The organism is Candidatus Desulfatibia sp. (assembly GCF_036446775.1).
Taxonomy (GTDB): Bacteria; Desulfobacterota; Desulfobacteria; order Desulfobacterales; family UBA11574; genus Desulfatibia_A.
The window spans coordinates 1-13,564 of the sequence record NZ_JAZFTO010000021.1 but is presented as its reverse complement, the minus strand read 5'-3'; the positions used below and the strand labels follow the sequence as shown (position 1 = coordinate 13,564).

Annotated in this window: 13 protein-coding genes; all 13 read left to right on the top strand. The window is 48.0% G+C overall.

Features of this window, described 5'->3' with window-relative positions; genetic code table 11:
• Nucleotides 1-1,318: gamma-glutamyltransferase family protein (locus V3S16_RS00980; protein ID WP_413882806.1), on the top strand; the 1,318-nt coding region annotated here is incomplete at its 5' end.
• A 313-nt stretch (nucleotides 1,319-1,631) separates the two neighbouring features.
• Nucleotides 1,632-3,323, top strand: coding sequence for an ArnT family glycosyltransferase (locus V3S16_RS00975; RefSeq protein ID WP_413882805.1), 1,692 nt, complete (start codon nucleotides 1,632-1,634; stop codon nucleotides 3,321-3,323).
• A 53-nt stretch (nucleotides 3,324-3,376) separates the two neighbouring features.
• A complete protein-coding gene (gene selD, locus V3S16_RS00970) occupies nucleotides 3,377-4,426 on the top strand; it encodes a selenide, water dikinase SelD (RefSeq protein WP_413882804.1) in 1,050 nt (349 codons plus the stop codon).
• 193 nt (nucleotides 4,427-4,619) lie between these two features.
• A complete protein-coding gene (locus V3S16_RS00965; RefSeq protein ID WP_413882803.1) occupies nucleotides 4,620-4,931 on the top strand; it encodes a TSUP family transporter in 312 nt (103 codons plus the stop codon).
• A gap of 266 nt (nucleotides 4,932-5,197) precedes the next feature.
• The gene (locus tag V3S16_RS00960; protein WP_413882802.1) at nucleotides 5,198-6,040 is read left to right on the top strand and encodes a HesA/MoeB/ThiF family protein; all 843 of its coding nucleotides are present in this window, start codon (nucleotides 5,198-5,200) and stop codon (nucleotides 6,038-6,040) included.
• A gap of 69 nt (nucleotides 6,041-6,109) precedes the next feature.
• Entirely contained in the window at nucleotides 6,110-6,571 is a 462-nt protein-coding gene (locus V3S16_RS00955; RefSeq protein WP_413882801.1) for a Mov34/MPN/PAD-1 family protein, read from the top strand.
• Nucleotides 6,537-6,707, top strand: a complete 171-nt coding sequence (locus V3S16_RS00950) for a nitroreductase family protein (RefSeq protein WP_413882800.1) — start codon at nucleotides 6,537-6,539, stop codon at nucleotides 6,705-6,707. Before V3S16_RS00955 ends, V3S16_RS00950 begins: the two co-directional genes overlap by 35 nt.
• On the top strand, nucleotides 6,686-7,654 hold the full coding sequence (locus tag V3S16_RS00945; RefSeq protein WP_413882807.1) for an anion permease: 969 nt from the start codon (nucleotides 6,686-6,688) through the stop codon (nucleotides 7,652-7,654). Before V3S16_RS00950 ends, V3S16_RS00945 begins: the two co-directional genes overlap by 22 nt.
• An 8-nt stretch (nucleotides 7,655-7,662) precedes the next feature.
• Nucleotides 7,663-8,313, top strand: a complete 651-nt coding sequence (locus tag V3S16_RS00940; protein ID WP_413882799.1) for a DUF47 domain-containing protein — start codon at nucleotides 7,663-7,665, stop codon at nucleotides 8,311-8,313.
• A gap of 480 nt (nucleotides 8,314-8,793) precedes the next feature.
• On the top strand, nucleotides 8,794-9,225 hold the full coding sequence (locus V3S16_RS00935) for a hypothetical protein (protein ID WP_413882798.1): 432 nt from the start codon (nucleotides 8,794-8,796) through the stop codon (nucleotides 9,223-9,225).
• 18 nt (nucleotides 9,226-9,243) lie between these two features.
• Complete coding sequence (locus V3S16_RS00930) at nucleotides 9,244-10,944, top strand: 2-oxoacid:acceptor oxidoreductase subunit alpha (RefSeq protein ID WP_413882797.1); 1,701 nt, start codon at nucleotides 9,244-9,246, stop codon at nucleotides 10,942-10,944.
• Nucleotides 10,945-10,948: 4 nt separating this feature from the next.
• Entirely contained in the window at nucleotides 10,949-11,800 is an 852-nt protein-coding gene (locus V3S16_RS00925; RefSeq protein WP_413882796.1) for a 2-oxoacid:ferredoxin oxidoreductase subunit beta, read from the top strand.
• A gap of 130 nt (nucleotides 11,801-11,930) precedes the next feature.
• Entirely contained in the window at nucleotides 11,931-13,292 is a 1,362-nt protein-coding gene (locus tag V3S16_RS00920; protein ID WP_413882795.1) for a class II fumarate hydratase, read from the top strand.
• Nucleotides 13,293-13,564 lie beyond the last annotated feature (272 nt).

Below are 13,564 nucleotides of genomic sequence, written 5' to 3'. Positions count from 1 at the left end.
GGCTTTGTCGCCGGAACAATTCGCCGGACAAAAAACCATCCCGGCGTTGAGTTGGGGTGCGGTTACCATACCCGGCGCGGTAGACACCTGGTCAAAGCTATCGGAGCGCTTTGGGAGAGTTCCCTTTGCTGAATTATTCGAGCCTGCAATTCTTTATGCTGAAAAAGGTTTTATAGTGTCGCCAAAGATTGCCGCAGCATGGTCCCTTGCTCAGCAACTCTACCAGGACTTTGCAGACTTTGCAGAGGTGTTTTTGCCCGGCGGTCAAGCACCTGTTGCGGGTCAACTATTCAGCTGTCCGCAGCAAGCCCGAACGCTTGAAAAGATCGCCGCAACCAAAGGCGAATCTTTTTATCGAGGGGAACTCGCCGAGCGCATAGCGGCCCATGCCAAGTCCACCGGCGGAGTCTTGACCGTAGATGACCTGGCAGAGCATGAATCCGAATGGGTGGACACCATCTCCCAAGAATATCACGGAATCCACCTGCACGAAATCCCGCCCAACGGGCAGGGGCTGGCGGCGCTGATTGCTTTAGGAATACTGCGACATCTGGATATCAGGAATTATCCTATGGATTCCGCAGAGAGCATTCATTTGCAGGTTGAGGCAATGAAAATCGCCTTTGCCGAGGCCCATCGTCATATTGCCGACCCGGCCAGCATGGTGGTAGATCCACAAGCCCTGCTTGACGAAGCCTTTCTGGCCCAACGAGCGCGGGAAATCCGCATGGAACGAGCCCTGTTCCCCCGTTCGTCTTTTCCGGTTACCGGGGGCACAGTTTATTTGACCGCGGCCGACGACCAGGGCATGATGGTCTCCTTTATTCAATCCCCCTACATGAGTTTCGGATCCGGGATCGTTGTACCGCAAACGGGGATCTGCCTTCAAAGTCGCGCAAGCGGTTTCACGCTCGAAGAGGGACATCCAAACCAAGTTGCCGGTGGTAAACGTCCTTATCACACGATCATCCCGGGTTTTGTCACCCGAAACAATCATGCGCTGATGAGTTTCGGCGTAATGGGAGCCCACATGCAGCCCCAGGGCCATGTTCAAATGATCATCCGCATCTTTGACTACGGGCTAAATCCTCAGGCCGCGTCGGACGCCCCGCGCTGGCATGTTTTTGAAGATTTTCGCCTGGCACTTGAGCCGGGGCTTGACCCTGGCGTGATTGAGGGCCTGACAAAGCGCGGCCACACCATAGAGGATGATGTCCCCCCATATCTATTTGGTGGAGCCCAACTGATCTTTAAGACTGAGGATGGATATTGCGCTGCCTCTGATCATCGCAAAGATGGACAGGCCGTTGGGTATTAGGAAAGGTTTACGAACAAGCTGTAAATTAAATTCCAAATAACAAAATACAAATAACAAATAAATTCCAATGACCGAAAAAACAAATAACAAACAAAAGAATAAAAAAAATAGTTTTAGCCCTTGTTTGGAATTTGAGACTTGGAATTTGTGATTTTAGACACAAAACTCCAAGCCAGAGCCAGATATCTCTGACCTGGCTCTCCGAGGCGTAGGCTCTACCCTCCGGCCTGTAAGCCCTACGGGCTGGAAGCGGAGCCGGAGGCCCAGAGGACCAGGTTTTTCAGGACTAAATAAAATGGGGAGTAATTTGCCTATGCCAAGGAAGATTGATTATGTCCTCCTGATTTCCCTGCTGTCACTTTGCACCTTTGCCACACTCTTTATCTTCCGGACAATAGATGACAATAGCCTAACAAGGTGGCCGTGGACATTTGCTAACACGGATATAACTTTGATTTTTCCTTTATTTATTCTCGGCCTTATCCTGGCGTATATAATTTCTAAGGTTTCTTTGCCTGAGCGCATCCGTGTACCTTTTCTTTTTCTTTCCTCTTTTTTTATCTCAGCGCTTTTCTGGAGAGAGCCTGAGGTCATCGTGGACGTCTCAAGGTATTTCACTCAAGCCAAACATCTCGAAATGTACGGAATCGAATACTTTTTCAAAGAATGGGGCCAGGATATTTCAGCCTGGACCGATTTGCCTCTCATCCCTTTCCTTTACGGCCTAATATTTAAATTTTTCGGAGAATCCAGAATCTATATACAGATTGCCACCACTACTTTCTTTTCCGCAACAATAACACTTACCTATATGATAGGAAAAACGCTCTGGGACCAAGATATAGGATTTTTTGCCGGAGCGCTCCTGCTCGGGATCCCGTATCTATTTACACAGGTGCCGATTATGCTTGTTGACGTTCCGACCATGTTTTTCTTTACGCTTTCAATCTACACTTTTATTAAGGCCCTGGACCGGGGCGGCGTAAAAATGTTGGCCTTTTCATCAGTAACCCTGTTGCTTGCCTTCTTTTCCAAATATTCCACCTGGCTGATGCTTTCGGTTTTAGTCGTCATACTCCTGGTTTATCTGAAAAAAGACTCCAAGAAAGTTCTTTGCAGAGGGGTTATAATCACCTTAATCTCAGGAGTTCTTATAGTTGCCGCGATTTTAGCCAAATATGATGTTATCTCAGAACAGATCGTACTTTTGTTTAACTATCAAAGACCTGGGCTAAGACGATGGGGAGAGAGCTTTACCTCAACCTTCTTTTTTCAGATACACCCCTTTATCACACTTGCTGCATTGTATTCCATGTATGTCGCCTTCAGGAAAAAAGATTTGAAATATACGATTATAAGTTGGATGTTGTTCCTGGTAATTATAATGCAGATCAAACGGATACGTTATATCATCCCGGTGTTTCCAATGCTGGCATTAATGGCTTCATACGGATTACAAGTGATCAAAATAAAAGAGCTTAAAAAATTCATTGTCGCAGGCATTGTGATCTCTTCGCTTGTAGTAGTTTTCCGTGCATATCTTCCATTTGTTCAGAGCATAAGCACCGTGAACCTGAAGAATGCAGGAGAGTTCTTAAACAGTCTTGAGGTGGAAAATGTGGAAGTTTTTACCCTGCCCCAAATACATTCTATAATCAACCCGGCCGTCTCGGTACCTATCCTTGACCTTTTTACTCAGAAAAGGGTTATCTATCATTATGACTTAAGTCACTTTCCTCCCCAGGAGCAGATTGAAAAATCATCACTAAAATTCACCTGGGAATATAAAAATCCGAAATACTATACCGCCGGAAACCATCGTTCGGAACGGAATACGGCTGTGGCTATCATTTTAAGCGATATAAACCAGACCCTGCCAAAGCATGTTGAGCAGAAGATAAAAGGCTACAACATATCCAAAGTATTCAAAACTTCCGAGGGCGTGTTTCGGTACAAAGCTATAGTAGCGGTATATCAGCCCATGGAGGGCCACGGAGAAAAATAGTGCGATTATATAATTTTCCTGATATGGTGTTAGAATAATAGGAGGAACCCTTTATGGCATTTTTAAAAAAGAAGACGCTTACAGGTCTTGCCCGTACTTGCGGGTGAGCAGCAAAAATTAGTCCGACGGTTCTGTCGGACGCGCTTTCAGGTTTAAGTCCGCCTTCGGATTCAAATCTTTTAGTCGGTATCGAGACCTCCGATGATGCTGCCGTTTACCGGCTCACAGACGAAATCGCCATGATTAATACCATCGATTTCATTACCCCGCCGGTGGATGATCCCTATTGGTTCGGGCAAATAGCCGCGGCAAACTCGATCTCGGATATCTATGCGATGGGCGGCCGCCCTTTGACCGCATTAAACGTCGTGATGTTTCCTGCAAAGCACCTGGACATTGGGATACTCAAAGAAATCCTCCGCGGCGGCAACGACAAGGTGGTGGAGGCTGGAGCCTGTCTCGGCGGCGGTCATACCGTCGATGACGAGGAGCCTAAGTACGGCCTCTGCGTAAACGGCATAGTACACCCTGAGCAGATAGTCACCAACGCCGGCTCACGGGCCGGGGATGCCCTGATTCTAACGAAACCGCTCGGCAGCGGAGTTTTGTTTAATGCTGTTCGTTCCGGCAAGTTTCCGTACGGAGACCTTGAACGTGATGTGCTCCCTTCCGTGGCAGGGCTTAACGATGTTGCCATGGAAACCGCTCGTGGATTTAATATTAATGCGTGCACGGATATTACCGGTTTCGGGATAGCCGGCCATCTGCTTGAGCTTGCCCTCGGCAGCAGCTTAAAGGTCCGATTGAATTATTCGGATTTGCCGCTCTATCCCGGGGTGCTTGATATGTACCGGAAGGGCGAGACAACCGGAAGCAACCAAGCGAACCGTCGTATGACCCAGGAATATATGGAGATTCAAGCTTCTCTTTCCAATATTGACGAGGAAGTGCTCTACGATCCCCAGACCTCTGGGGGACTTTTGCTCTCGGTTCCAGATACTCACGCCAAAGATCTCTTAGCCGCGCTTTCTACCGCCGGGGTAAAATCGGCAGTTTGTGTGGGTGAAATCGTGGAAGGCTCTCCGGGAGTAGTGGTGACTTAGGCCTATGGGAATTTACATCCTAATCGGCGGATTTGGTCTTTTTTACCGGGTTCTTATCCGGACTGCCGGGCATCGGCGGTGGGATTGTCATGGCCCCGCTGCTTCTTTACATACCGCCGCTCTTCGGATTTGAGCCATTACCGATGAGGATAGTGGCTGGGCTGACAATAGTCCAAGGGCTCCCGGGGGGGGGTTGGTTGGCCAAGGCGGATCGTTCATCCTCATACCGCTCATGACTTCATTCGTTCAGATCCCGACTAGAATTGCCATTGGCAGCAACCTGGCGATCGTTTTGCTCTCATCTATGGCAGGGTTTATCGGTAAGGCGACCACGGGCCAGATCACTTGGCTGATGACCATTCCTATTGCGCTGACCGTGATACCGGCGGCGCGTCCGGGAAGCCATGTAAGCCGGAAGACGCCGGTTTATAGACTGAGACAGGCGCTGGCGGTTCTGATTGCTGCCGCGGCGATCAGGATATGGGTCTCGGTATTATTGATCTAGGTTCCAGCCTGTCAAAAGCCTAATAACAGTTCCTCAAGAAATTAACCGCCTCTGACCGGTATTGAAACCCTGACACAAGGTCATCAGCGGATTGAGCAGCATGCTCCCCGCATTGCGTGCCTCTAAATTTAAACCTAATGAAATCATTAAAGATACTTGAGAATTAAAAAAATTGTGTTTAGTGAGAAAAGTTTATGTTGACTTTGTTGGTCAACTTTGTTAACAAAACAATAAATTAACGATATAAGCCAAGGGCTTGAAAAACTATGACTAATTTTACTGAAGAACAGCTCGAGCGCTACAGCAGACAGATCCTTCTCAAAGATGTTGGAGTGAAGGGACAGGTCAAAATCATGAACGGCAAGGTTCTGATTATCGGTATCGGCGGACTTGGTTCTCCGGCAGCTTTGTATCTGACAGCAGCAGGCGTAGGGACCATCGGCATTGCTGATTCAGATACTGTGGAGCTTTCCAATTTGCAAAGACAGGTGATTCATTTTACCAAGGACCTTAACACCTCAAAAGTGGCATCGGCCGCCGAAAAGATGCAGGCGCTCAACCCTGATGTAGCGGTCAAGACCCATAACGTTTTTATCAACGCCGACAATATCCGGCAAATTATTCAAGGGTATGATTTTGTGATTGACGGCACCGATAGCTTTGCCGCCAAATTTTTAATCAACGACGCCTGTGTGCTGGAAGGCATCCCCTATTCCCACGGCGGCGTCGTGCAGTTCCACGGCCAGGCCATGACAGTCGTACCCGCAAAATCTGCCTGTCTGCGCTGTGTGCTTGAAGAACCGCCTTCCGCGAATGCCGTACCGACATGTGCTCAAGCCGGAATTCTCGGTGCCATTGCCGGTATGCTGGGAACCATTCAAACCGCCGAGGCTTTGAAGTTTCTGACCGGCAAGGGCACATTGCTGACCAATGCAATGCTGTTTTTTGATATCTTTAAGATGGAATTTGTCAAACATAAACTGGAAAAAAATAAAAAGTGTGCCCTTTGCGGAGAGCAGCCCACGATCCATGAACTTGTGGATGAACAGCAGGACGTCTGTGAGGTGGACACAACCCAGCCCGGACAAACCGAAACCAAAAATTATTAGCCACAAAGGCACAAAGACACAAAGAATATATTTATTATTCTTTCTGCGTGCCTTGGTGTCTTAGTGGCAATGAAAAAAAATGCCATAAAATACACAAAAAAGGGAAATATGTTGAAAATAGCTGCAAATGTAATTTCAGGCATTATATCCCATGCCAAAAAGGAAGCGCCTTTGGAAGCCTGCGGCTATCTTGCTGCCAGAGAAGGTGTTATCGTGCAGCAATACAAAATGAAAAATATGGATGCCTCGGAAATACATTACTCCCTTGACCCTGAAGAGCAGTTTGAGGCGCTAAAGGATATGCGGGCAAAAGGGTTCGAACTGGCAGCGGTATATCACAGCCATCCGGCCACTGTAGCCCGCCCTTCCAAAGAAGACATCCGGCTGGCCTATGACCCGGATTTAAGCTATATAATCGTTTCTCTGGCCAACGGCTCGGAGACGCTCAAATCTTTTAAAATACGTAACAAACAGGTCGAGCCTCAAAAGATAGAAATTGTTCACAAACCACCGCAGTATACGAAAATTTAAGGACCAGCCTGTTTCAGAGGATCTAATAAATGAAATTCCGGCAGCGGCTATGAACGCACTGTCCGCAGGCAATCAGCAACCATATCCACCTCAGGTAGACTGTAAAAAGCTTCAATCGGGGGAACAATCGATCTGACACTCTTTTTCTTATTAGGTGCCGGTATCTATGTCGGCTGGAATATCGGTGCGAACGATACTGCAAATTGCATTGGTCCCACTGTAGGGTGCGGATTACTGACATTCAGAAAAGCTGTTATTTTAGTCGCAATCTTTGTCGTATTAGGAGGGATGCTCCAAGGGCACCAGGTCATGAAAACTATTAGCACAGGCATTGTAAAAACAGAACTCAACTACGTGGGGATTATGGTGGCACTTATCTGTTCAGGATTTTTTATTACCATAGCCACTTTCTTTAGGATTCCTGCTTCTACTTCCCAGGCAATCGTCGGCGGAGTCACTGGTGTTGGTCTTGCTGTTGGTGCAGATATAAATTATTCAAAGCTAATCACAATTGCTGGAAGCTGGGTTATATGCCCTCTCCTGACGATGGCACTATCATTTATTTTATCCCGCTTGATCGGTTTTGTCTTAAGAAGAATCAGAATAGGCGCCATGCTTATTCAGAACGCACTGGGATGGCTTGCAATAATGTCGAGTTGTTATGTGGCTTACTCCCTTGGAGCTAATCACGCCGGAATTGCGGTTGGACCGATTGCCAATCTGAGAATTATGCACCCCACAATACTTCTCGGCATCGGAGGCGTTGCGATTGCCGTTGGAGCTGTTACATATGGGAAAAAGGTCACGGATACAGTCGGCAAAGGCATAGCTCCACTTGATATTCCAGGATCTTTTGCAGCACAGATTTCTTCAGCTTTTGGAATTCACCTTTTTTCAATATTCGGAATCCCGATTTCCACATCTTCCGCTATTGTGGGTGCTGTTGTAGGAGTAGGCCTGACAAAAGGGGCAAAATCTATCAGCCAAAAAACTATACGGACCATTCTTATTGGATGGGTTTTAACCCCGTGTCTGGCTGCGGGATCCTCTTTTCTGCTATATAAACTAATGATTAGATTATAGGGGGTATAATGATAATTTTTAAAAAGGAAAAAGAAGTTATTGATCTTATCGCAAAACATGCAGATAAAATGGAGGAATGTCTGTCAACAGCCATAAAAACGCTTCAGGCCTACCTCGAAGACGACATCGATGAGGCTAAACAATTGGCCCGTGAGACCGACAAAATTGAAACAGAAGCTGACTTAATCCGTCATGAAATACGTAGCAAATTATACTACGGTGCTTATATGCCTTTACTGCGTGAGGATATCTATAAACTAGTAGAAAGCTTTGATAGCGTTGCCAACGCAGCTGAAAAATGCTGCGATTTCTTTTTAAACCAGCGCCCTGCTATCCCTAACTTTTTAAAACCCGACTATGTTGAAGTAATTGAGGAATCGCTTGGTGTTAGTGCGACCCTCAAGCACTCTCTAATTTGCTACCTTGAGGGGAGATGCCCGATTGAGGTCGCGCGCCAGCATTCAAGAGAAATAGGCCTTTTAGAATCAAAAGTGGACAAATTGGAATGGGATATCACCAAGAAAATCTTCTCATCAGATTTAGACTTCAGCCTCAAAATCCATTTAAGGCTCTGTTTGGATACGATTGTCGATGTTTCGGATCTGGCTGAGGACGCTGCTGATCGGCTGGAACTTGTTACTTTGAAATCAATAGTTTAACAGTTATCAAATTATTGATGCACGCGCTAATCTTAAAACATATCGCATACCAAATTCAGGATACTGACCAATTGGAGGGTTTGCTGGGGCACTGAAATCACTTTACAAAAATAATTGCAGTTCTGACCCCCCCATGCTATTTCTAAATGCATCTGCCAAATATCATTTGAAGATTGCATTAAAAATTTAGTTTCCATCCATAAATGGTTATTTTCCCGATGAGCGGCGTTCTCTCTCCGAGGCGTAGGCTCTACCCTCCGGCCTGTAAGCCCTACGGGCTGGAAGCGGAGCCGGAGGCCGCGGGTTTTGTCCCGCGACGTACTTAAAGTACGCCTTCCTGTCCCGCTTTGCGGGGGGGGGGGCGAAAACCCTAAGGTGTTGAGGAGCAGGGGAATTTTTTCCATAATGCTATGTGAATTACCCATTGAGCGGGCTTAATGCGAAAGCTCCCCGACCCCTGAACTTATTACGATCTTGATTATGGGCACTGGTATACGTGTATTTTTTGTTAATGAAGATGAGACTTTAAAGCGTATTCCCCTGACACGCTACGAACGGCTGCTCGGGGCTGACCCTGAAGTGCGCTTTCAAGAATATGCCGGTAAAAGGGTGCGATATGCCCTGGCAATTCTGGAATTTGCCAATCGCAAGCCTGTAGAAATAGTTTCTGTTCAATATTCCATCCTTTCTTTCGATCCAGCCGGTCGCATTGATGCCGGGGAGTTGGAAAAAGAAATGAAGCTTGGGTTTAAAATGCTGCAGCCCTTGATGACAGATTTTGATTTTCCCAATGTTATCAATGCCGAAGACCGTTTTGCCATGAAAAGTTTCCATGACAGGTACACTTGGACACCAAGTTCTGAAATTGAAAAGGCAATCGTCAATGCTATCTTCGGCAAAAATAAAATTTGAAAAAGGAAGGTCATTGAAATGAGTATCGATATAACCGTAAAAATAGGCGGTGAAGCCGGCCAGGGGATACAGACCGTGGGACACCTGCTGGCGCTGGTAGGCCAGGAAGCCGGTCTGTATATAATGGCCATTAATGATTTTGAGTCCCGGATAAGGGGCGGACACAGTTTTTTTCAGATTCGTATCTCCAGCAAACCTGTACAGGCGCCGCACCACAAGGTTCATCTGCTGGTGGCATTAAACCGGGAGACGTATGATTTGCATAAGGGGCAATTAGATTCCGGCGGCCTGGTTATCATGGACGAAAGTGACGGGTCCGGGGAAGGTGACCTCATTGCGCTTCCTTTTAGCGAACTTGCCAAAAAAGCCGGTGGCATGCTTTTCGCCAATACGGTTGCCGCCGGAGCCTGTCTGGCGCTTTTGGGAGTACCGTTTGAACTCTGCAAAACAGTGCTTTCCAAGCAGTTTGGTAAAAAGGGCGCTGATGTTTTAGAGAAAAATTATTATGCCGCCGAGCTGGGCTACCAGGCCGTTAAAGATGTCGCCTTCAAATGGTCGTTTGAGTGGAGGGCGGACCGGCCCAAAGGAGCGCTGATTGACGGTTCCAAAGCCATTGCCCTGGGCGCCCTTGCCGGCGACTGCCGCCTGGCGGCATTTTATCCCATGTCTCCGGCCACCGGAATTATGACCCACCTGAGTTCGCTTTCAGACCGTTTCCCACTGATTGTTGAACAAGTAGAAGATGAAATTGCCGCCGTGAATATGATTATCGGAGCCTCTTTTGCCGGGGTAAGGGCCATGACATCGACATCCGGAGGCGGTTTCTGTCTGATGACCGAAGGTCTGGGACTTGCCGGGATTACGGAAACTCCGATTGTAATCGTGAATGCCCAGCGCCCGGGGCCGGCAACGGGTCTGCCCACACGGACCGGCCAGGGAGATTTACATTTTGTCATTCGGGCTTCTCAGGATGAATTTCCGCGATTTGTTTTTGCCCCCGGCACGCCGGACGAAGCCTTTGAAGTTACCGCCAGAGCGTTGCATCTTGCAGAAAAGTACCAGGTCCCCGCAATTATTCTATCAGACCAGTATCTGGCTGATTCTATATTCATGGCCGGCCGGCCGTACGCCGCACCGCAAAATATCGAGCGGTTTATCGCTAAGGATGGTGATATTGAAAACCCGGAGCAGTATAAACGATTTGCATTCACGCCCGACGGGGTATCGCCGCGGGCGCTACCCTGTGCCGGTAAGCCCCTGGTAGTAATATCGAGTGACGAACACCGCGAAGACGGACATATCAGCGAAGAAATACCTGACAGGATCGGCATGGTGGACAAGCGCAACGCCAAAGTGCCCTTTATGATCAAAGAGATGAACCCTCCCAAAAAATATTACGGCGAGTCCGAGATACTTCTTGTGGGCTGGGGCTCCACCGAAGGGGCCGTAAAAGAGGCTGTTGACCGGCTGAGAGATGCCGGCGGCGATGTCGGCTGTTTGAATTTTTCAGATTTATGGCCCTTTCCCGCTGAAGCGGCTGCAAAAGCCCTCGGCAAGGCCAAGCAATTTTTAATGGTAGAACTGAATGCATCCGCCCAATTAGGTCAACTTTTAAGAGAGCAGACCGGACTTGTCTATTCCGGGGCAATATTAAAATATGACGGCCGGCCGTTTTACCCAAACGAAATCATTGACGGCGCCAAACAATATGTGAGGTGATATTATGGTCAGTATCAAAGATTATGAATCTTCGTATGAAAACCAATGGTGCCCGGGATGCGGTGATTTCGGGATTTTGGAGGCCATGAAGGACGCGCTGGTCAGTCTGGAAATTCTGCCGGAAAAGCTGTTGATCGTATCCGGTATCGGACAGGCCGCCAAAACGCCCCATTTTTTAAAATGCAATATGTTTCACACCCTGCACGGTCGCGCGCTGCCTTTTGCCACCGGCGCCAAGCTGGCCAATCACGATCTGAAAATACTGGTTAATTCCGGTGACGGGGACTGTTACGGCGAGGGCGGCAATCATTTTATGCATGCCATCCGGCGCAATGTAGATCTCACTCTGCTGGTACACAATAACAAAACCTACGGCTTGACCAAAGGCCAGGCGTCGCCTACTTCAGATTTCGGTATGGTCACACCGCTGCAGCCTCGTGGTGTTATTTCGGAACCATTTAACGGTCTTGCGGTGGCATTGTCCCTGGGTGCCGGATTTGTTGCCCGCGGCTTTTCAGGTGATGTGAAGCATCTGAGCAGACTGATCCGGGAAGGGATGCAATTTAAAGGCTTCAGCCTGATCGACATCATGCAGCCGTGCGTCTCTTTCAACCGTATCAACACTTACAACTGGTATAAAAAGCGGGCCTATGACCTGTTTGAAGAAGATTACATGCCGGATGACTTCGAAAACGCCATGAAGCTTGCCCGCCAGTGGGGAGATAGAATACCCATCGGTATTTTATATCGCAAAGAAAAACAAATTTTTACAAAACACATCGATGTTTTAAACAAGGGGCCTTTGATCTCGCAACAGTACGATCCGGCAAGACTTCAGGCAGTACTGGATGCTTGATGCCGGGTCGGGGTTCAGGGTTCTGGGTTCTGGGTTCAGGGTTTGGAACAACGGATAAACCTTTTGCCAAACAGAGCGGCGTAGCCGCGTTCCATAAAATCGTAACACGATTTTATTAATAGGTTGAAAAATGAGTTTTAGAGAAGAAAAAGACACCATGGGAACGGTGCGTGTCCCTGAGGATGCTTATTTTGGTCCGCAGACACAGCGGGCGGTGGAAAACTTTCCCATTAGTGGTTTGACACTTCCAGCGGCGTTCATGCATGCACTTGCATTGATAAAGCAATGTGCCGCCCGGGTAAACTCAGAACTCGGACTTTTGGATGCGGACACCTCCAAGGCGATTAGTCAAGCCGCCCAGGAGGTGATGGATGGAAAATTTGATAACCAGTTCGTGGTGGATGTGTTTCAAACCGGATCAGGGACCTCGACAAATATGAACATGAACGAAGTCATCGCCTCCAGAGCCAACGAGATCATCACCGGCAAAAAAGGGGGGCAGAAACCGGTTCATCCCCATGATCATGTCAACCTGGGCCAGTCGAGCAACGATGTTATGCCATCGGCGATTCATATTGCCGCTTTAATATCCATCAAAAAAGACCTGATGCCTTCACTCGATTTACTGCACAAAGCGATTGCAAACAAAGCAGTCGAATTTGATCAGATCAAAAAAATAGGAAGAACTCATTTGCAGGATGCTGTGCCCATGACCCTCGGTGATGAGTTTTCAGGATACGCCCGGCAGATAGAGCTGGGCATCGAAAGGGTCAAGACAGTTGAGGAAAGGCTGGCCGAACTGGCACTGGGGGGCACGGCCGTCGGCACCGGCTTGAATACCCACCCGGAATTCAGCGCCAAAGCAGTCGCTCTGATTTCAAACTATAGCGATTTGACCTTTAAACCGGCCAAGAACCGTTTCGAAGCGCAGGCCGCCCGGGATGCGGCCGTAGAGACCAGCGGAGCTTTAAAAACCATCGCTGTCAGCCTGGTTAAAATTGCCAACGACGTTCGCTGGCTGGCTTCGGGACCTCACTGCGGGCTGGGAGAAATAAATATTCCCGCTCTGCAGCCCGGCTCTTCAATCATGCCCGGAAAAGTTAACCCGGTCATACCGGAAGCGGTAATCCAGGCGGCCGCTCAAGTCGCCGGCAACGACACCACCATTATGCTGGGAGGACAGGGGGGCAATTTTGAACTGAATGCCATGCTGCCGGTAATAGCTTATAATCTGTTGCAGTCGATTTCTCTGCTGGCGACAACATCAAAAGTTTTTGCCGAAAAATGTATCCGGGGCACAACTGCCAATCGTGAGGTATGTGAAGCATACATCGCAAAAAGTCTGGCCCTGGCAACGGGCCTGGTTCCGCATATCGGTTACGACCGCGCGGCCGCCATCGCCAAAAAGGCCCATGAAACCGGCAAGACCATCAGGGAAATTGCATCCCAGGAAGGTATCCTGTCCGAAGAGGCATTAAACAAGTTGCTGTAACTTAACACCCTAATTGAGCCAAAACTCGATTAGGCGTCTGTGGTCAGTTGTCCGTAGTCAGTGGTTTTACAGGTTCTTAGGGACTCTTTTTGTGAAAAAAATTGCAGTGATGGGGTGCTTCAGCCAAGTGTTGAAGATTATTAGGATTGAGCAGAAAACCGATGTACTAATGTCTTAGCGAAATTTTTGTAAAATAGAAGTTGAATTTCATTTGATGATTTATCCATTAATGTTGAGCTTATTTTAATCAGAATGCAGTCCGTTTCCGCCAG

What these genes read in the sequence shown, in the direction of transcription:
- V3S16_RS00975 (WP_413882805.1), top strand. Translation starts at nt 1,632, where the DNA reads ATGCCAAGGAAGATTGATTATGTCCTCCTGATTTCCCTGCTGTCACTT.
- V3S16_RS00960 (WP_413882802.1), top strand. Translation starts at nt 5,198, where the DNA reads ATGACTAATTTTACTGAAGAACAGCTCGAGCGCTACAGCAGACAGATC.
- V3S16_RS00955 (WP_413882801.1), top strand. Translation starts at nt 6,110, where the DNA reads ATGAAAAAAAATGCCATAAAATACACAAAAAAGGGAAATATGTTGAAA.
- V3S16_RS00940 (WP_413882799.1), top strand. Translation starts at nt 7,663, where the DNA reads ATGATAATTTTTAAAAAGGAAAAAGAAGTTATTGATCTTATCGCAAAA.
- V3S16_RS00935 (WP_413882798.1), top strand. Translation starts at nt 8,794, where the DNA reads ATGGGCACTGGTATACGTGTATTTTTTGTTAATGAAGATGAGACTTTA.
- V3S16_RS00930 (WP_413882797.1), top strand. Translation starts at nt 9,244, where the DNA reads ATGAGTATCGATATAACCGTAAAAATAGGCGGTGAAGCCGGCCAGGGG.
- V3S16_RS00925 (WP_413882796.1), top strand. Translation starts at nt 10,949, where the DNA reads ATGGTCAGTATCAAAGATTATGAATCTTCGTATGAAAACCAATGGTGC.
- V3S16_RS00920 (WP_413882795.1), top strand. Translation starts at nt 11,931, where the DNA reads ATGAGTTTTAGAGAAGAAAAAGACACCATGGGAACGGTGCGTGTCCCT.